Raw genomic sequence first — 21,305 nt, forward strand, 5'->3', positions numbered from 1 at the left:
CATGATTTTAATTAAAAATGGTAGAGTAATAGATCCTAAGAGTCAAAGAGATGAGAAAATTGATTTAATTATAAAAGAAAATAAAATTTATAAAATAGGTAAATTTGATGAAAATGACGAATATGAAAAGGTAATAGATGCTAGTGATAATATAATTGCACCAGGTTTAGTGGATGTACATGTTCACTTTAGAGACCCAGGATTTACATATAAAGAAGATATAGAAAGTGGAGCTAAAGCTGCTGCTAGAGGAGGATTTACAACTGTTATATGCATGGCAAATACTAATCCTATTGTGGATAATGAAGATACTTTTAATTATATTAAAGAAAAGTCAAAAAGTGCATGTATAAATGTTTTACAAGCAGCTGCTATAACTAAAGGTTTTGAAGGTAAAGAGTTGGTTGATATGGAAAATCTTAAAAAAGCTGGTGTACCAGGATTTACTGATGATGGACTACCTCTAATGGATAGCAGTCTAATTATGGAAGCTATGATTAAGGCAAAAGAGTTAGATGTACCACTTAGTTTTCATGAAGAAGACCCTTCTTTAGTTGGAAATCCAGGTGTGAATGCAGGAAATATAGCTTCAAAACTAGGATTAAAGGGTGCATCAAGTGTGGCAGAAGATGTTATGGTAGCTAGAGATTGTATGTTGGCATTAAAAACTGGTGCAAAGATTGATATACAACATATAAGTTCTGGGGTATCTGTTGATATGGTTAGATTTGCAAAATATCTTGGTGCAAATGTAGTTGCAGAAGCTTCTCCACATCACTTTACATTGACTGAGGAAGATGTGTTAGAGTTTGGAACAAATGCAAAAATGAATCCACCTTTAAGAAGTAAATGGGATAGAGATAAGATTATAGAAGGATTAAATGATGGTACTATTGAAATAATAGCAACAGACCATGCACCACATAGTAAAGAAGAAAAAGACAGAGAATTCATTAAAGCTCCAAGTGGAATTATTGGGTTGGAGACATCTTTATCTCTTGGAATAACAAACTTAGTTCATAAAAATCATCTTAGTATGATGCAGTTAATAGAAAAAATGTCTACAAACCCTGCAAAATTATACAATTTAAATATTGGCTTTATAGAAGAAGGAGCAATAGCAGATATTGTTATATTTAATCCTGAAGAAGAATGGACAGTTGAAAGCTTTGCTTCTAAAGCAGATAATTCACCATTTAAAGGAAAGACTTTATATGGTAAGGTTAATTATACAATATGTAATGGAGAAATTGTATATAACGCTTAATTTAGGATTATCTTTTGAAGGCGGTGAATACAATGATTGAAAGTAAAAGATTATATATTAGAAAAATGAGTCATAATGACTTTGAGGAAATAAGTAAAATCTTACAAGATATAGAGGTAATGTATGCTTGGGAACATTCTTTCTCTAATGAAGAAGTTTTGGAATGGATAGATAGAAATATACAAAGATATGATAATGATGGGCATGGATACTTTATTGCTATAGATAAGGAAAGAGAAGATGTAGTTGGACAGATAGGCCTTATAAAGCAAGACATAGGATTAGGAATAGGATATATACTAAAAAAAGAATATTGGAACCAAGGATATGCTACTGAAGGTGCAATTGCTTGTATAGATTATGCTATTAAAAATTTAAAAGCAGACACTTTGGTGGCAGATATAAGACCTGGAAATATAACATCTATAAATGTAGCAAAGAGACTAGGTATGAAAAAAATATCAGAGTATGATAAGATTTACAAAGGAAAAGTAATGAAACATGACATCTATCAACTAAAGGTAACTGGATTAACTACAAAGATTGTTGAAGTAGTAGAGTATAATCCAAGTTGGAAATATGAGTTTGAAAAGTTAAAATCTACACTAGAAAAGGTGTTAGGAGACTCAATTTTAAAAATAGAACATGTTGGTAGCACCTCTGTTGAAGGTCTTTCTGCAAAGCCAAGATTGGATGTTGATGTAGTAATTGAAAACTACAATTATTTAAAAGGTGTTATAAGTAAATTAGAAAAATTAGGGTATAGACATCTTGGTAATTTGGATATAGAAGGAAGAGAAGCCTTTTTATATGATACAACTGATTTTATGGAACATAATTTATATGTATGTCCCAAAAATGGAAAGGGATATTTAGAACATGTTAAATTTAGAGATTATTTAAGACTAAACCCAGATAAAGTTAAAGAGTATTCTAATTTAAAGAAAAAACTAGCAAAACTTTATAGATATGATGTTAATGCTTACTGTGATAATAAAACAGATTTTATAAGAAAAATAATAGACTAGAAACTAAAGAACGCACTATTATATTTGAAGAAGATTAAATTCTTAATCTATCATATATAATAGTGCGTTATATATTAAACTTAAGTTTTTACTTATAAATCGCCTTTATAGGGTCTAGTTTAGAGGCTTTAAAGGCTGGGATTAAACCAAACACAACTCCAGTTAATATAGTAGCTATAATAGCATAAAATAAGCTATTTAAACTAGGAATGGCTTCAAATCCGATGTATTTAGAAACGTAATTAGTAGCAATAAATCCAACTATAGTTCCTAAAATTCCACCACATACTGTTATAAATACAGCCTCAACTAAAAATTGAAATAATATAGACCTAGGTTTTGCACCAATGGCACGTCTTATACCAATTTCTCTTTGTCTTTCCATAACAGAAACATACATTATATTCATTACACCAATACCACCAACAAACATTGCAACTACAGTTATTATAGATACATATTTGTTTACATTAGAATTAATACTTTCAAGATAAGTTGTCTGTTCTGTTGGGTCTGGTGTAGTATAAGAACCATTGATACCAGGATGCATCTCATATAGTTTAGCTATGACATTGTTTGCAACTTCATTCACATTATACCCATTAGAAGAAACTAAGTCTAATTGATAGATTTCATTTGAATAAGAATTTTGACTCATTAAACTGTCAAAAGCTTTTTTAGGTATAAGAGAAGTAGTAAACTGCATATCTTGATAACCACCAAAGAATCCCATATCTTGGTTCTGTTGAGAATCATCTAACACTCCAATTATCTCAAATATAGTTCCATTTATGTTGATACCATGCCCTAAAGCATCTTCTGGATTTTCAAAAATTTCACTTGTACTTTGCAATGTAAGTAAAATTACTTTTCTTTTTTCATCATCCAAAGAAAAATCTCTACCACAAACTAAATTTATTTTAGAATCTTTTTTTACTGGGCCTATATCAACATAAGTGCTCTTTTTATCAAAAGATGCTTGTGAAGAGTAAGTTGAATCCAGATTAAACCCATCTCTTGATGGAGCGATTCTTTCTACACCTTCAATAAATGATAATTCTTCTAAGTCTTTTGCATTAAATGGTTTTAAAAATATACTCATATCATCAGTAAGACCTGTATTATCAGCTGATTCAAACGAAATAGTAGTTTTATTAGGGTTTACATTGTTTACAGACTTCTTAATTTCTTTCTGAAACCCATTACCTATAGAACTAACAAGTATTACTGAAGTTATTCCTATTATAATCCAAAGCAAAGCTACAAAGACACGAAGTTTGTGCCCTTTTAAATTAGACAACGAATTTTTCAATAAGCTCATGATTACACCTCCGAAGTAAACACACCATCTTTAAGTCGTATGACCTTAGTTGCATACTTAGTTAAATCTTGATCATGTGTAACCATTATTATAGTCTTACCTTGTTCATTAAGTTCTGTTAAAAGTTCCATAATTTCTTTGCTAGTTTCGCTATCTAACGCTCCTGTTGGCTCATCAGCAAAGATTATTTGAGGGTCATTTGCCAGACAGCGTGCAATGGCTACACGCTGTTGCTGACCACCAGATAATTGAAGAGGTTTTTGTTTAAGTTTATCCAAAAGTCCAACAGATTTTAATTTATCTTTAACAATTTCTTCTCTTTCAGATTTTTTTAGTGCCTTATTATAGATTAGAGGTAACTCTACATTTTGATATACATTTAAAGTTTCTATTAAATTAAATTGTTGAAAAACAAATCCAATATTAATGTTTCTAAAAACAGAACGTTCATTTTCACTCAAATTAGTTACATCTGTTCCATCAAATATATATCTTCCTTCATCAAATACATCAAGAAAACCTAAGATATTAAGTAAAGTAGTTTTACCACTACCAGATTTACCCATTATCATGACAAATTCTCCAGAATCAATTTCTAAATTTAAGGATTTTAAAACATGTAATTCATCTTTCCCTACTTTGTAATACTTTTGAATATTTTCTAATTTTATTAACATATGTAAATTAATTCACATCCATAGTAACTTCTTTTACTTTTTTATTTGGAGTAGCATCTCCATTATCAGAACCAGCAGTTACGCCATCGCCTTGAACTGGGTTTCCTTCTTTCATTTCTTTAGTAGGGTGTTTTATTACTATATCGCCTTGCTCAAGACCGCCTCTAACTACAGCAAAATCATCATTTTGACTTGCTACATCTACAATTTGTTTTTTCAATATACCATCTAAATCCTTAAATACGTATGAGTGTTTTTTGTCTTTAAGCACACAAGATGCTGGTATTTTAAAGCTTGAACTAGCTACTTCAAGTGATGCTTGAAGATGGAATCCATTTACTAGTCCTTCTTGATTATCAAATGCTATATTTATATCATAATAAGATAGAGTATTCTGTTGAGCTCCCATCTCAGTATTTGGGGTAGATGGCTTATCAGATATAAAACTTATTCTACCAGTAAGCTTTTGGTCAGTTGAGAAAACTAATATATTAACCATTTGGTCAATTTTCATTTTAGGTAAATCTTGTTCGCTTGCTTGTCCTTTCATATAAAACTCTAGACCTTGAATAGTCATAAATGAAGCTGGTTGGTCTGGATTTCCAGTTTGGTCATTTAAGTATACAGTACCATCAAAAGGAGCAGTAACGCTATCATATGCTTTCTTATCTAAAGAAGCTATCTGAGAATTTAAAGCAGTTATCTGAGCATTTATAGAAGCGATAGCATCTCTATTTTCAGTAATATCAGAAAGTGATATTTTTTGTTTTTTGTATTGGCTAAGTTGCGATTTTAAACTATCTATTTCTGCTATTATAGTTGGGTTTTTAGCAGTAAAAAGAAGGTCTCCTTGGTTTACTTTTTGACCATTTGTGACATTAACAGCACTTAGTTCATAATCTCCAGAGATATTAAAGTCTTTAGTCTGTTTGGGAACAACCATACCATTTATAAATATTTTCTCATTTTCAGGAACAGTATATGTTTCTATAAAGTTTTCATTAGCTTGTAATTTAGTGTTTTTCGCATCATTGTAAGCAAGTACCCCTAAAATTAGAAGTATGATTACTACTATTCCTGCATAAATTTTGAATCTTTTATTTTTAAAGGGATTGTTTTTAAAACCTTTATTTTTAGCTTTGAAGCCATTACTTCCAAAACTACTACTTCTAAAGTTGTTACTTTTGAAGCTGCTATTTCTAAATTTTTTCTTTTTAAATTTTTTTAGAAAAGACATGTCTTCCTCCTTTTTATAAAAACTATTTATTATATACTGGGATGTACATATAGAATCATTATTAAGAAGCCTGTTGAATATAAGTTAAATAGAAATAAACTATCAATACTAAGATACTATAAATCACATTTGAATGTAATAGTAAATTTTGTATATTGATTGTACTCTGAATCTACATCGATTTTATGGCCAAGTTTATCACAAAGTTCTTTTGCTAAATAAAGCCCAAGTCCTGTAGATTTAGCGTTATTTCTTCCATTATTACCTGTAAATCCCTTATTGAATATTCGATTTAAATCTTCCTTTTTTATACCACAACCAGTATCTTCCACTCTTAATTGTAAATAATTTTTGGTTGTTTTGCAATAGATAGATATATTATCTCCTAATGAGGAATATTTTAGGGAATTACTCAATAATTGCTCGAATATGAAGTAGAGCCATTTATCGTCTGATAAAACTTTAAAATTCAAATTATTTAAGTCTAAAATTATTTTTTTTGAAATAAAATATTTTGAATATTTTCTTATAATATCTCTAATAATCTTTTCAATGTTCACTTCTTGAATCAAAAAATCTTTATGAAAATCTTCAAGTTTGGATAAGTATAAAATTTTTTCAACAGAATTTTCAATTCTAAATATTTCATTGTCTATATCATTAGAAGTTTTTTCATCAATTAAATTTTCATTCTGCTCGAGCGTAAGTTTTATTATTGCTATAGGCATCTTTATATCATGTACCCACATACTCATAATCTCTTTATTTTCTTCAAATTTTTTAACATTATTGTTTATTATTTCATTACACTTATATTGATAATTTTTAATGATGTTCAAATATATTTTTTCTTCATTTTTACACTTAATTAATTCTATATCATTGGTATTAATCTTAAGTGTGTCATTTTTTATGTCATTTAAAAATTTATTTTTCTTTATGTAGCTAATTAGTAGATATAACAATAAAAATGCAACATTTATAATTAATATATATAAAATAGTGTCAATTAAAAAAATTTCTACAGGAGAAAATACAATAACTGCTATTGTAAAAATTAAGAAAGTAAAATTGTATATCAAAAATCCAAGCTTATCTTTGAGAAAATCTTTAAAGCTCATAAATTCACCTACTTAGAGTTGTTTTAATTGATTATATAACCTAATCCTCGTTTTGTATCTATAAAATCTTCCAACCCAATTTCATTTAATTTTACTCGTATTCGGTTTACATTTACAGTTAATGTATTATCATCTACAAACCAATCATTATCCCATAGTTTTTTCATAAGTTTATTCCTACTAACTATCTGCCCCTTATACTTCATAAGCTCATGTAGAATTTTAATTTCATTTTTGGTTAATTCAACAATATTGTCTTCATAACATATGGTTGCAGTTGATAAATCTAAGATAACACCATTATGAACAATTTGATTTGAATTATTCTCAACAAAATTATAAGTTCTTCTTAAAAGGGCATTAACTTTAGCTACTAAAACATCTATAGAAAATGGTTTTTGTATATAATCATCTGCTCCCAGATTTACCCCCATTATTACATCCATATTAGAGTTTCTTGAAGAAATAAAGATTATAGGGACTTTTGAAATTTTTCTTATTTCATTACACCAATGAAAACCATCATAAAATGGAAGATTTATATCCAATAAAACTAATTGTGGTTCATAGTTTCTAAATTCTTCTATGATATTTTCAAGATTTTCTATTTGATACACATCATGTCCCCATTTAGAAAGACATTCTGCTATGATATTCTTTAATGAAACATCATCTTCAATTACCATTATTTTAAACATTCTTACCTCCTAATTCAAAATAGTTATATTAACATAACCTTATTTTACTTGATAAATTAAAATTTTTCTACCTTATAATCTAAAATAATTATACTAATATAACTATATTTTGCTTGATAAATTATATTTTAAACATAATTACAATAAAAATGAAGAAATATAATAAATACTTACATAAATGTAACTTTAAATTAATGTAATTAAATGTTTAAAGGCTATTTTAATATATATAATATATTTGTGAGAATTAATAAATAACTAATTATGCTTAGAGGTGATTATTTAACTATGGAAGAAATATTATCTGTTGAAAATATAAAAAAAAAGTATGGAAGAAGAGGTTCAAAATTTGAAGCTTTAAGAGGAATACATTTTAAAGTCTATAAAGGAGAATTTGTTGGTATTATGGGTTCATCTGGTGCTGGCAAATCAACTCTTTTAAATATCATTTCTACGATAGATTTGCCTTCATCAGGAGAGGTTTATATAAATAGAAATAATATTGTTAAAATGAAGCAAAATGAATTAGCAGATTTTAGACGTGATAATCTTGGATTTGTGTTTCAAGATTCTAATCTTTTAGAGACTCTTACAATAAAAGAAAACATAATGTTGCCCCTTTCTTTAAAAAATGAAAGAGTATCAGTAATAGAAAATAGAATACAAGAAATATCAAGAGAATTAAATATAGAATCAATATTATATAAATACCCAAGTGAAGTTTCAGGAGGACAGAAACAAAGAGGAGCTGTTTGTAGAGCAATAGCAACAAAACCATCATTAATACTTGCAGATGAACCCACAGGAGCATTAGATTCCAAATCTGCTAGGGATTTATTGAACTGTCTATTGAAATTAAATAAAAATAACAATAGAACGATATTGATGGTAACTCATGATGCCACATGTGCAAGTTTTTGCGATAGGATACTCTTTATAAAGGATGGAATAATATTTACAGAGATTGTCAAGGGAGAAAGCACTAGGGAATTTTATAATAAAATAGTAAATACAGTTTCCTTAATTGGAGGAGTTAATAAAAATGAGTTTATTTAGAATTGCAATACAAAACGTAAAAAATAGTTTTTTTAACTATTTAATGTACTTTATTTCAATTGTATTTAGTGTGTTTATATTTTTTAGTTTTAAATCTATAGAGTATAATGAAGCTTTAAGCTCACTTGGCGAAAAAACTAAGATGAGTATTAATACAAGTTCAATTGTAATAATTATATTTATTTTCTTATTTATATATTATTCAAACTCATTTTTTTTTAATAGACGTAGACGAGAAGTTGGAACTTATAGTTTACTTGGAATGAGGAAAAATCAAATAGGAAGAATGTTTTTATATGAGACTTTTTTGATGGGAATACTTGCTATATTAATAGGAATATTTTTAGGATTGTTATTTTCAAAGCTTATGACTATGATACTTGTAAAGTTAATGAATGAAATGATAGTGGTAAAGATGAATTTAAGTATAAAGGCTTTAGTTCAAACAATAGTTGTATTTTTAATAATATTCATAGTTATTGGAATAAGAAATACTATGGTTATAAGAAATAAAAGGATTGTGGAATTATTTAATAAATTGCCAGAAAAGCATACAACTAAAAAATGTATAAGGCTAAAAGGAATACTTGGTATTTTATTGATAACAATTTCTTATCTTATGTCAATTAGTTATTTTATTGCTGAGAATATTATGCTTTCTGTTTTTATATTAATTACAATAATACCTGGAACTTTTTTATTCTTCTCATCAGTTATGTCTATAATCATTGATACTGTTAAGAAGAAAAAAAGCTTTTATTATAAAGGAAGAAATCTAATTGCTTTTTCTGAACTTGGATTTAAGTTGAAAAGTAATAGTAGGATACTGGCGATAATAGCAATACTAATAGCTACAAGTGTAACTATGCTAGGATTTACTATATCACTTTACTATGATATAGATAGAAATATAAGTGAAAATTACAAATACAGTTATACAATAAATGTAGGAAATGATTATGTAAATAATGAAATTGACAATTTGATATATAAATACAAAAATGATAATAAGATAATCTTTGATAAGACAATAGAGCTTATAGATAAAAATATAATCTTTGAAATGTACTATAAAAATGAAAATAATCAAAGAAAAGATATAATATCCGTGGACTTCATTAAAGAAAGTGATTTTAAAAAATTAAGACAGTATCAGAAGAAGGATTATAAAGATTTATCTTCAGATGAATATGTGTATTATGTTTCTGATTCATATAAGAAAATATTTTTTGAAAGTTTTAATACTGACGAAATAAATCTATACATTAAAGGTGAAAAAGAATATGATACAAATTTTTTTACAGTACAAGAAAATATCTTAGAACCAGAAATAAATTCACAATCTACATTTGATTTAGTAGTAGTAAAAGATAAAGTTTTTAATCAGTTAAAATCAGACAAAAGCTCTAGACTAATAAGATTAATTGATGTAGACAATGAAAAGAAAGGGCTTGATTTGACTTTAAAATTGAAGAATATAGTGAATAAAAATGTTAAACTTACTTATCCTTTTAATTTTACATCGAGGACTGAAAACTATAATAATTTGATAAAAGTAAGTGGTCTTATGCTATTTATAGGTATATTTTTATCTGTAGTGTTTCTTTTATGCACAGGTAGTATAATTCTGTTTAAGCAACTATCAAGTATATATGATGATAAAGAGAGATACGTTATGTTAATAAAACTTGGAGCAAATAACAAGGATATTGAGAAAATAATATCAATACAATTAAAAGTTGTATTTTTACTACCATTAGTCGTAGGCACAATTCATAATCTATTTGCAATGTCAATTGCACAAAAGTTTATACCTAGGTCAATAATTATTCCAATTATCATAACTTTAATCATTTATTATATAGGATACTTTATATATTATTTTTTAACATTAAAATACGCTCAAAATATGATAATAGAATAGTTTGATTTTTATTAAAAGTCTTAAAAAAATTTTCTTAATAAATTAAATTATTTAAGCTAATCTAGAAAATCTTAGGGTTTATATGAGCACATATTATGATGAATGAATTAAGCTTTGGAAAAAGTTTATATTTTGTATCAGTTGTATTACTTGATGTTATATAATAAATTTAGGAAAAATAACAAATAAAAAATGACAAGGAGTTGAAGTTTATGAAGTTTAACGCTTATCAACATAAATATTCATCAATAAGAAATGTCGTATATGCTAAAAATGGTGCAGTTGCAACATCAACACCACTAGCATCTCAAGCTGGGCTTGAAATATTAAAAAAAGGTGGTAATGCTGTGGATGCAGCAGTTGCAACAGCTGCCACATTATCAGTAGTAGAACCAACAAGCAATGGGATTGGGGGAGATGCATATGCCCTTGTTTGGATAGAGGAAGAAAAAAAATTGTATGGTCTAAACTCTAGTGGTTTTGCTCCAGAAAAGATGGAATTAAATAATTATGATAATATGGAGGAAATGCCAAAGTATGGATTTGGAGCAGTAACTGTACCTGGAATACCTGCAGCTTGGGCAGAATTAAATAAAAAGTATGGTAAACTTAGTTTAAAGGAATGTTTATCTCCAGCAATAAACTATGCAAGAGAGGGTTATGTAGTATCTCCTAATGTGGCTAAAGTTTGGAAAAAATCATATGAACTATATGAAAAAGAGCTTATTGGGGAAGAATTCAGACCATGGTTTGATACATTTTCTAAAGATGGGAAAGCTCCAGAAGCTGGAGACATATTTATATGTGAAGAACATGCAAATACATTAGAAGAAATAGCAAATACTCAAGCTGAAAGCTTTTATAGAGGAAGACTTGCTGATAAAATAGATGAATATTCTAGAAAGTTTGATGGAGCTATAAGAAAAAGCGATTTAGAGCGTTTTTATCCAACATGGGTAGAACCTATAAGTACAGAATATAAAGGGTATAAGATATTTGAAATTCCACCAAATGGACATGGAATAACGGTTTTAATGGCACTTAATATATTAAAAGAACTAGATATAGAAGGAAATATAGAAAATGTGGAAGACATACATAAAATTATAGAAAGTTTAAAATTAGCTTTTGCAGATTCTAAAACTTATGTAACTGATATAGAGCATATGAAGGTAAAGGTTCAAGATTTATTAAACCAAGAGTATGCTAAAAAAAGAAGTTCATTAATCAATAACAAGAAGGCTCTGTATCCAAGTGCAGGAGAACCATATTGTGGTGGCACAGTATATCTTTGTACTGCTGACATGGATGGAAATATGGTTTCATATATACAGAGTAACTATATAAACTTTGGTTCTGGAATTGTGATACCAAACACTGGTATTGCATTACATAGTAGAGGAAATAATTTCAACTTAGACCCTGAACATCATAACGTAGTAAAACCATTTAAAAAACCTTATCATACTATAATACCTGGATTTTTAGGCAAGGAAGATAAAGCAATAGGACCATTTGGTGTAATGGGTGCCTTTATGCAACCACAAGGGCATATTCAAGTACTAACAAACATGATAGATTTTGGTTTAAATCCTCAAGAAGCACTAGATGCTCCAAGATGGCAGTGGATAGAAGGCAAGAAAATAGAAGTTGAATCAGATATGCCAAAACACATCATAGATTCATTAGTTGAAAAAGGGCATGAAATAAAAGTAATTAATGATAGTGTCGATATGGGAAGAGGTCAAATAATATTCAAAACAGAACAAGAAAGTTATATCTGTGCAACAGAATCAAGATGTGATGGTCATGTTGCAGTTTATTAATATTATCAAAATATATATATTATAAATTCAAAAATGTATAAGAAGTAATAATTAAAGGCGAAAGTCTTCAATGACTAACGCCTTTATGATACTTTATAATATTTAAGATATTATAGATTGATTTTATATGTTATTAGTTTTATTCTTGACCAGTTTTAATTTCATTGTCATCGTAACTAATCCAGTCACTAAAGCTACCAACATAAATCTTATGAGGTATGTCAAGTTCTCTAAGAGCAAGACTATTGACACAAGCAGATATTCCTGAGCCACAAGATAAAATTACTTCATCATAAGTATTTAAATCCTTGAAGAAATCCTTTAAAAATTCTATGTCTTTAAGTGATCCATTTTCAAAATTACTTTTTATTAAATCCTTACAGAAATAATTCTTAGCACTAGGTATATGACCAGCTTTTGAGTAAGCAGGCTCAACTAAACCTTGGTATCTTTCGTTGGCACGACAATCTATGATTACAGTATCTTTTTTATATAATTTAGATTTAACATATTCCATTGGTACAACCAAATCATCATTTATATTTGGTTTAATTTCTTTACCTATACAATTTGGGATATTCACTTTTTCTTCTAGCTCTCCGCCTTCGTTTATGAAAGATGTTATTCCTCCATCTAGTACATAAACATTCTTAAGACCTAAATGTTTTAATTGGAAAAATAATCTACAAGCTCCATTTAAATCTCCATCATCATAAGTTATAATTGTAGTATCGTTATCAACACCCATTTTTTCTAACTTTTCTTTTAATATGAAAGGGTCTTGCAAAGGGTTTTTACCACCATGTTCTTTTGTAGGAGACGATAAATCATTGTCTATATCTAAGATAAAACTACCTTTTATGTGTCCTTTTTTATAAGAATCGATACCATAAGTTCTATTAATAAGGTCAAATCTACAATCTATAATGACTAGATTATCATTTTGTTCTAGCTTTGATATGAGTTCTTTTGCAGAAATAATGTTTTTCAAAGAATGTACCTCCTATGTTTATATTATTTTTATTTTACTTCATATTAATTATTAACTTTATAAATTAATATTATTATAATTTATTACATAAGTAAATAAATCTTTAGAAATTGTAAAAATTTTATATAAAAATTCAAATAATTAATGAATATTGAAAATTTTAGATATATAATAAAATAAGGGTATATTTTATACAATATGAAAGCTGGTATTGCAATAGATTAAAGCCTTATACACGTTTAGTTTTTAAAGAAATAAGTGTTATTATGAAAATCTAAGCTAATTTATTAAATAAATAATTGAATAAAAAAATTTTATTATGTATTTATAAAATTTTTGTTACAAATTTGGCATAATATAGTATACTTTAAGTGTGTATTAGGTTAAATCTATAACAAATTAGACATATGATATAGACTTAGTGTTTATTGGTAATTAAAACAAATTTGTTAATATCAACTATTTGTAGTTTGGGCAGTTATAATTATTTTATAGGGGGGATGTCCAATACAAAACAATTAATCAAGAACTAATATTATATTATAAGAAGTTATAGTTTTGTGTGTTTATGTTTTTAATTAAATTTAGAGTGGGAAAAATATATTTGTTAGAATGGAGAATAGCGAGATGAGTAATAGAATAGTTAGTAAGAGACAATTAACAGATAGTATTTATTTGATGGAAATAGAGGCGCCTAGAGTTGCAAAATCTTCTCAACCTGGTCAATTTATAATAATTAAAAATGACGAAAAGGGAGAAAGAATTCCTCTAACAATAGCTGACTATGATAGAGAAAAAGGAACAGTCACTATCGTATTCCAAACAGTTGGTGCTTCAACTAAAAAATTAGCGATGTTTGAAGAAAACGATTTTGTAATGGACTTTGTAGGGCCATTAGGACAAGCAAGTGAATTTATACATGAAGATATAGAAGAGTTAAAAAATAAAAAAATATTATTTGTAGCTGGTGGAGTTGGTTCTGCTCCAGTGTATCCACAAGTTAAATGGTTTAAAGAGAATGGATTAGATGTAGATGTAATAATTGGTGCAAGAACTAAAGAATTAATCATATTAGAAGATGATATGAGAGAAGTAGCTAAAAACGTATACGTATCAACAGATGATGGTACATATGGATTTAATGGAAGAGTTACAGACTTATTAAAAGATTTAGTTGATAATCAAGGTAAAAAATATGACCAAGCAATAGTAATTGGACCAATGATAATGATGAAATTTATGTGCCAATTAACTAAAGAGTTAAATATACCTACTATAGTAAGTTTAAATACAATAATGATTGATGGAACAGGTATGTGTGGTGGTTGTAGAGTTAGTGTTGGAGATGAAACTAAGTTTGCATGTGTAGACGGCCCAGAATTTGATGGACATTTAGTTGATTTTGACCAAGCGATGAGAAGACAATCTATGTACAAGACTCAAGAAGGAAGAGCTATGCTAAAACTTGAAGAAGGCGATAGTCATCATCATAGTAATTGTGGATGTGGAGGTAACAAATAATGGATGCTAAAAAAGTAAAAGTACCAGTTAGAGAACAAGAACCTGCTGTAAGAGCAACAAATTTTGATGAAGTGTGTTTAGGATACAATAAAGAAGAAGCTATCTCAGAAGCTAATAGATGTTTGGCTTGTAAAAAACCAAAATGTGTAGGTGGATGTCCAGTAGGAATAGATATTCCTGGATTTATAACAAAAGTTAAAGAAGATGATATAGAAGGTGCTGCTAAAGTAATAGCTAAGAGTAGTTCATTACCAGCTGTTTGTGGTAGAGTATGCCCACAAGAAAGTCAATGTGAGGGTGTATGTATACTTGGAATAAAATCAGATGCAGTATCAATTGGTAAACTAGAAAGATTTGTAGCAGATTGGTCAAAAGAAAATGATATAAATTTATCTGATACAGAGCCTAAGAAAAATCAAAAAGTAGCAGTAATAGGAAGTGGTCCAGCAGGTCTAGCTTGTGCTGGTGATTTAGCTAAAAAAGGTTATGATGTAACAATCTTTGAAGCAATGCATGAGCCAGGTGGAGTTTTAACTTATGGTATACCTGAATTTAGACTTCCAAAACAAGCTGTTGTTCAACCTGAAATAGATAATATAAGAAAATTAGGTGTAAAAATAGAAACTAATGTAATTGTTGGTAAAACAATAACAGTAGATGAGCTTATAGAAGATGAAGGATTTGAAGCTATATTTATAGGTTCAGGAGCTGGTCTTCCAATGTTTATGAATATACCAGGAGAAAATGCAAATGGAGTATTTTCAGCAAATGAGTTTTTAACTAGAGTAAACTTGATGAAAGCTTACAGAGATGATTATGATACACCTATTAGTTCTGGTAAAAAAGTTGCTGTAGTTGGTGGTGGAAATGTTGCTATGGACGCTGCTAGAACTGCATTAAGATTAGGTTCAGAATCATATATAGTTTATAGAAGAAGTGAAAAAGAGCTTCCAGCAAGAGCTGAAGAAGTACACCATGCAAAAGAAGAAGGTATTATATTTAATACATTAACAAATCCTAAAGAAATTTTAGTAGATGAAAATGGATACGTTAAAGGTATGGTTTGTATAAGAATGGAATTAGGAGAGCCAGATGACTCTGGAAGAAGAAGACCTATAGAAATAGAAGGTTCTGAATTTGTACTTGATGTAGATACAGTTATAATGTCACTTGGAACAAGTCCAAATCCATTAATATCTTCTACAACAAAGAGTCTTGATATAAATAAGAGAAGATGTTTAATAACAGATGAAAATGGTCAAACTTCTAAAGAAGGTGTATTTGCAGGAGGAGATGCTGTTACTGGAGCAGCAACAGTAATATCTGCAATGGGAGCTGGTAAAACAGCAGCAGCTTCAATAGATGAATACTTAAAAGCAAAAGTTAATGCTTAATTTGTAAACTAAAAATACCAAGCTAGAATATAATTTCTGGCTTGGTATTTTTTTATTTTGTAATTGTGCAACTGTTGTTGTCTTAATATTTGACACTATTCTACCATAATTAGACATAATTGTGATAAAATAGTATACAATAAAGGTTTTATAAGGAGGTAATAATGTGTGGTTGATAAAATTAAATTTGCTAAATCTAATATTAGATGATAAAACGACAAATTGTATAATTAATGGTGTTTTAATATGAGAAAAAAAGAAAAAGTATTTGACGGACTAATTTTTAAGCATATATTAATTTTATTAATGCTATTAGTCTTGATTGATTTCACAAGTACAATTATATGTGCAAGTAATTCTATGAAAACTACTTCTGAAAATATGCTTGAGGTATCAAAAAAAGAGCTTGAGGACTATTTAAAAATAAATATTTCCTTATTAAAAGCTCTTAGTCAAGATGGTAGATTTTCTAATAGTGAAACATCTCTAATTGAAAAAGGGAAATTATTAAGACCATATCAAAAAGAATATAATCTTTTTATGATTGGTATAACAGATACAGAAGGAAACACTTCAAGTACATATAGAGAAAAAGTTGGCTCAATAAAAAATAAGGTTAGTTTTAAGAAAGCAATTAAAACAAAGCAGGTAGTAGTTTCAGATATTGAGATTAGTAATGTTACAGGCGATAAAGTATTTATTATGTATGTGCCTATTGTAAAAAATAATGAGGTAATAGGAACCATTTTTGCTTCTTTTTATTTTCAAGATGTAAATAAAATAGTAAGTAGAAGTAACTTTGATGATTCTATTAATTTTATAATGATAGACAAAGATTATACTGTTATTTCTCATCCAAATAAAAATTATATTAATAATAAAAGTAATACTTTGTATTTAGAAGGAAATATCATAAAGAGTACTAAAAACGAAATTTCAAAAAATATAAATGAAAAACATCAAGGCAATTTTTTATATTGGAATAATTGGAGATTATATAGTGTAAGATATACAAATATTAAGGATACTAATTGGACTTTAATATCAAAATGTGATGTATTTGAAAACTTTAAAAGTCTCATAATTAATTTTATAATAAAGTTATATTTCTATATATTGATATTTATGATATTGTGGAAATTAAGTAATGCTAAGTTAATAGAACAGCTTAAAAAGTTGGCTTATTATGATTCTCTAAGCGGAATAAAAAATAAGGAAAAGTTTAGAAAAGATTCTATGTATATTTTAAAGAATTACTATCGAGATGATTTTTACTTGGTACAGTTAGATGTAAATAAATTTAAATATATAAATGAGATGTTTGGTTATGCCGAAGGAAATAAGATATTAACGCATATTGCACATGTTTTAAATAATAATATGAATAAATATGAGATTTGTGCTAGGATGGATAATGACCATTTTATCTTATTGGTTTTTTGTAGTACTGAAGATGAACTTTTAGATAGATTATCTGAAATAAATAACGAAATTTGTAACTTAAGTACTAATAATTCATCTAAATATAAAATTGTTATGTCAAGTGGAATATATAAAGTTACTGAAAAAGATGATGTTCAAAAGATTGATTTGCTAATTGATAGAGCAAATATTGCAGCAAAAACTAAAAAAGAAAAATACGAACACTCATATTCATTCTTTAATGAAGAAACGAGAAATCGATTGTATAAGGAAAAACGATTGGAAGACAATATGAATAAGGCTCTAGAAAAAAATGAATTTATAGTATATTATCAGCCTAAGTATAGTCTAAATGATGGAAATAAAATCGAAGGTGCAGAAGCTCTGATAAGATGGGATAGTCCAGAAATGGGATTTATTTCACCTATAGATTTTATACCTTTATTTGAAAAAAACGGCTTCATTGTAAATATTGATATGTTTGTGTTTGAAGAAGTTTGTAAGACACTTAGTAAATGGATAAATGAAGGATATACTCCTGTACCAATCTCAGTGAATATGTCTAGAGTTCATTTGTACAGAGATAATTTTATAGAAAATATTACTGATTTAATAAATAAGTATAATATATCTCCTGAGTTTATTGAACTTGAACTAACTGAGAGTGTTGTGTTTGATAATTTAGATATATTGATTAATATAATGAAAAAGATTAAGAAAATAGGATTTATTATATCAATGGATGACTTTGGCTCAGGATATTCATCTTTAAATTTATTAAAAGACCTTCCTTTTGATGTTCTAAAATTGGATAGAGGATTTTTAATTGAGACAACAGACACGAAACGTGGGAAAATTATTATTTCTAAAATAGTAGAAATGGCAAAGGCTATTGATATTAAAGTAATCTGTGAAGGTGTAGAGACTTATGAACAAGTAGAGTTTTTAAAAGAAATAGGTTGTGATAAAGTTCAGGGATACTTATTTGCTAAACCTATGGTTTTAGATGAATTTGAAAAACGTTTAAATTTTAAATTTAATAATAATTAATAATTAGTTAGATTGTTTAATACCCTAATTTAATTGGCTTACAAATATGTAAGTTAATTGTTAGGGTATTTTTATGGTTAAAGTAGTATGTTCACGATAATATAGTATTGTAGTAAAAATAAAAAAATTATGGAGAATATAAAATGAATATATTAAGTATTAAAAATATATCAAAAACATATTGTGGTAAGGTACCATTTAAAGCCTTAGATAAAGTTAATATAAATATAGAAAAGGGAGAATTTGTAACTGTTATGGGTCCATCTGGAAGTGGTAAATCTACTCTTTTAAATATAATATCTACAGTTGACAAACAGAGTGAAGGTAAAGTTATATTGGATGGATATGATATAAGTAAATTAGAAGGAGAAAAGCTTTCAGAATTTAGAAGAAAGCAACTTGGTTTTGTATTTCAGGATTTCAACTTAATTGATACTCTAACTGTTGGAGAAAATATCATGTTGCCACTTACATTAGATGGTGCAAATGTTAAAGATATGAATAGACAAACCATAAATATAGCTAAATTTTTAGGGATTGATAAACTTTTAGATAGAAGAATTTATGAGATTTCAGGAGGTCAAGCTCAAAGGTGTGCTATTGCTAGAGCAATTATAAATAGACCATCACTATTGCTTGCAGATGAACCAACTGGAAATCTTGACTCAAAATCTACTGATGATGTTCTAAGATTATTTACTAAGATAAACAAAGAGCAAAGTGTAACCACACTTATGGTAACTCATGAAGCATATAGTGCAAGTTACTCAGATAGAGTAATTTTTATAAAGGATGGATGTGTATATACAGAAATAAAAAAATCTGAAAGCAGTACTTCTTTTTATGAGGAAATATTATCTGTACTGTCTCAAATAGGAGGTGCAAGATAGTGGGGTTTAGAAATTTTGCTTATAATAATATAGTTAGAAACTTTAGGGCCTATTTAGCATATTTTTTAAGCTCAGTTTTTTCTATAATGATATTTTTTGTCTTTGCTGTATCTATGTTTCATCCAATTATAACAGGTTCAGGAATTCAAAGTGGTTCTACTGCATTTATGGCTCTTATGGTTTCAGAATTAATAATACTAGGATTTAGTTTACTTTTTATATTGTATTCTCTAGGAAATTTCTTGAAATATAGATTAAAAGATTTTGGAATATTGATGATAATTGGAATGAGTAATAGACAATTAAAAAGATTGATATTAATTGAAAACTTGATAATAGGTTCTTTAGCAATAATAGTAGGGATATTGCTTGGTTTATCGGTCTCTAAATTGTTTTTATTGTATTTAAGTAAATTATTTTATATAAATTTAACAGCAATTTATTTTCCAGTGAAAGCAATATTGATTACAGTCATATGTTTTACAATTTTATTTTTAATAACAGGACCACTGAGCTTAAAGTTATTGAATAAGAATAATGTTTTAGAGCTTTTAGTAGGAACAAGAAAGCCTAAAAAAGATATAAAGACTTCAAAGTTACTTGGAATAATTTGTATAGTATGTCTTATAATAGGATATGCCATGATATTATTTGGTAATAAGTTAAAAATAAATGGAGATATGTATACAATAACGTTGCTAATCACTTTAGGTACATTTTTATTTTTTTCTCAATTTATAATTTTAATGTTAAAGTATTTAAAAAATAAAGAAACTTTTTATAAAAATAAAGTGAATATGTTGCTTATAAGTAATCTGATGTACAAATTAAAAGATAATACACGATTATTATTTTTAATGACAATACTTTTGTCAGCTATTTTAGTAGCATTTACAACAACTTCAACACTTGTAAGTTCTCAAGGAGAATCTTCTAAAAATAATTTCCCAATGGTTTACTCATATTTCTCGGAAGATAATAATGAGAAAGAATATGAAGAATTGCAACAAATTAGAAAGACAATTAAAGGATATGATTATAAGGAACTGGGTTTTCCTATACTTAAACATAATAGAGAAGCAATATTAAGCGTAAGACATTATAATGAATTGTCAAGACAATTAAAATTAGATGAAGTGACTCTAAAAAAAGATGAAGGTATATTAATTCCTGGTAGCAATTCAAAAGAACATATAAATTTTCTAAAACAATTAAAAGACTATAATATAAAAAAAGTAAATCTAAAAATAAAAAAATCATCAAATAATATAATTTTTCCTACTGGAATGTTCAATAAAATTATAGTTATAAATGATAGTTTATATAATGATATAAAAAATGAATTTTCAAAAATGAATTTTTATGGATTTGATTATAATAACTGGCAAACTAGTGGGAATATAACTGAAAACTTAAAAGAAAAATACTTCAATTTGGATAGAGAATATAATAAATCATATTTTTTAACTTTACCAGATATGTATTTAGTGGAATTACAACAAAGCAAAATTCTACAATTTATGGGCATTTTTATAGGCGTAATACTTTTTATGGGAGTTTTAAGTTTTTTATATTTTAGATTATATACAGACGAGCCATATGATAAAGTTAAATACAAAAACCTATCAAAAATAGGTCTATCTTTTAAAAACATGAATAAAATTGTTAGTATAGAGATAGGTACATTATTTTTCATACCATATTTTATAGCAATTGCAAATACCATACTTTGTCTATTCTTTTTAAATAATATATTAAATAGTAGTTTTAACTTAGAAAATCTGGGTATATTACTAGTGCTCTCATCTATATATACACTTTATTTTTATCTGTTAAAAAAATTTTATATTAGAAAAGTTTGGTTTTTTGATTAAAGTGGTAT

General features: G+C 27.4%; 16 protein-coding genes. 10 read left to right on the top strand and 6 right to left on the bottom strand.

The features are described from left to right. The first annotated feature begins 1 nt into the window (after position 1). Positions 2 to 1,267, top strand: a complete 1,266-nt coding sequence (locus tag ACTG47_RS07675; RefSeq protein ID WP_479926694.1) for a dihydroorotase — start codon at positions 2 to 4, stop codon at positions 1,265 to 1,267. Between the two features lie 32 nt (positions 1,268 to 1,299). Next, positions 1,300 to 2,295, top strand: a complete 996-nt coding sequence (locus ACTG47_RS07680) for a GNAT family N-acetyltransferase (protein ID WP_479926695.1) — start codon at positions 1,300 to 1,302, stop codon at positions 2,293 to 2,295. An 88-nt stretch (positions 2,296 to 2,383) separates the two neighbouring features. Here ACTG47_RS07680 and ACTG47_RS07685 read toward each other — a convergent pair whose 3' ends face one another. The 5 genes from ACTG47_RS07685 to ACTG47_RS07705 form a co-directional block, all read right to left on the bottom strand. Further along, positions 2,384 to 3,616 carry an ABC transporter permease gene (locus tag ACTG47_RS07685; RefSeq protein WP_479926696.1) on the bottom strand — a complete coding sequence of 411 codons (1,233 nt, stop codon included), beginning with the start codon at positions 3,614 to 3,616 and terminating at the stop codon, positions 2,384 to 2,386. 2 nt (positions 3,617 to 3,618) lie between these two features. Then, entirely contained in the window at positions 3,619 to 4,293 is a 675-nt protein-coding gene (locus tag ACTG47_RS07690; protein ID WP_169470015.1) for an ABC transporter ATP-binding protein, read from the bottom strand. Between the two features lie 7 nt (positions 4,294 to 4,300). Then, positions 4,301 to 5,530 (bottom strand): efflux RND transporter periplasmic adaptor subunit, encoded by a 1,230-nt coding sequence (locus ACTG47_RS07695; RefSeq protein WP_169470014.1) that lies wholly within the window; start codon positions 5,528 to 5,530, stop codon positions 4,301 to 4,303. A gap of 116 nt (positions 5,531 to 5,646) precedes the next feature. After that, positions 5,647 to 6,651 carry a HAMP domain-containing histidine kinase gene (locus tag ACTG47_RS07700; protein WP_479926697.1) on the bottom strand — a complete coding sequence of 335 codons (1,005 nt, stop codon included), beginning with the start codon at positions 6,649 to 6,651 and terminating at the stop codon, positions 5,647 to 5,649. A gap of 23 nt (positions 6,652 to 6,674) precedes the next feature. Continuing rightward, positions 6,675 to 7,349: a response regulator transcription factor gene (locus tag ACTG47_RS07705; protein ID WP_479926698.1), complete on the bottom strand. Its 675-nt coding sequence runs from the start codon at positions 7,347 to 7,349 to the stop codon at positions 6,675 to 6,677. 288 nt (positions 7,350 to 7,637) lie between these two features. Here ACTG47_RS07705 and ACTG47_RS07710 point away from each other — a divergent pair, with 288 nt between their 5' ends. The 3 genes from ACTG47_RS07710 (at position 7,638) to ggt (ending at position 12,155) form a co-directional block, all read left to right on the top strand. After that, positions 7,638 to 8,405: an ABC transporter ATP-binding protein gene (locus ACTG47_RS07710; RefSeq protein WP_479926699.1), complete on the top strand. Its 768-nt coding sequence runs from the start codon at positions 7,638 to 7,640 to the stop codon at positions 8,403 to 8,405. Beyond that, a complete protein-coding gene (locus ACTG47_RS07715) occupies positions 8,392 to 10,329 on the top strand; it encodes an FtsX-like permease family protein (RefSeq protein WP_479926700.1) in 1,938 nt (645 codons plus the stop codon). Before ACTG47_RS07710 ends, ACTG47_RS07715 begins: the two co-directional genes overlap by 14 nt. 212 nt (positions 10,330 to 10,541) lie before the next feature. Further along, positions 10,542 to 12,155 carry a gamma-glutamyltransferase gene (gene ggt, locus ACTG47_RS07720; RefSeq protein WP_479926701.1) on the top strand — a complete coding sequence of 538 codons (1,614 nt, stop codon included), beginning with the start codon at positions 10,542 to 10,544 and terminating at the stop codon, positions 12,153 to 12,155. Positions 12,156 to 12,294: 139 nt separating this feature from the next. Here the strand turns inward: ggt and ACTG47_RS07725 are convergent, their stop codons facing one another. Beyond that, positions 12,295 to 13,146 carry a sulfurtransferase gene (locus tag ACTG47_RS07725; RefSeq protein WP_479926702.1) on the bottom strand — a complete coding sequence of 284 codons (852 nt, stop codon included), beginning with the start codon at positions 13,144 to 13,146 and terminating at the stop codon, positions 12,295 to 12,297. Positions 13,147 to 13,773: 627 nt separating this feature from the next. Here ACTG47_RS07725 and ACTG47_RS07730 point away from each other — a divergent pair. The 5 genes from ACTG47_RS07730 to ACTG47_RS07750 all read left to right on the top strand — a co-directional run bounded on the left by ACTG47_RS07730 (position 13,774) and on the right by ACTG47_RS07750 (position 21,297). Next, positions 13,774 to 14,667: a sulfide/dihydroorotate dehydrogenase-like FAD/NAD-binding protein gene (locus ACTG47_RS07730; RefSeq protein WP_054270028.1), complete on the top strand. Its 894-nt coding sequence runs from the start codon at positions 13,774 to 13,776 to the stop codon at positions 14,665 to 14,667. Continuing rightward, positions 14,667 to 16,061, top strand: coding sequence for an NADPH-dependent glutamate synthase (gltA, locus tag ACTG47_RS07735; protein WP_479926703.1), 1,395 nt, complete (start codon positions 14,667 to 14,669; stop codon positions 16,059 to 16,061). Before ACTG47_RS07730 ends, gltA begins: the two co-directional genes overlap by 1 nt. 246 nt (positions 16,062 to 16,307) lie before the next feature. After that, on the top strand, positions 16,308 to 18,533 hold the full coding sequence (locus ACTG47_RS07740) for a bifunctional diguanylate cyclase/phosphodiesterase (RefSeq protein ID WP_479926704.1): 2,226 nt from the start codon (positions 16,308 to 16,310) through the stop codon (positions 18,531 to 18,533). Between the two features lie 143 nt (positions 18,534 to 18,676). Then, complete coding sequence (locus ACTG47_RS07745; protein ID WP_479926705.1) at positions 18,677 to 19,423, top strand: ABC transporter ATP-binding protein; 747 nt, start codon at positions 18,677 to 18,679, stop codon at positions 19,421 to 19,423. Then, positions 19,423 to 21,297 (top strand): FtsX-like permease family protein, encoded by a 1,875-nt coding sequence (locus ACTG47_RS07750; protein WP_479926706.1) that lies wholly within the window; start codon positions 19,423 to 19,425, stop codon positions 21,295 to 21,297. The genes ACTG47_RS07745 and ACTG47_RS07750 overlap by 1 nt, the downstream gene beginning before the upstream one ends. Positions 21,298 to 21,305: the final 8 nt, after the last annotated feature.

Source organism: Clostridioides sp. LIBA-6622 (genome assembly GCF_056716095.1).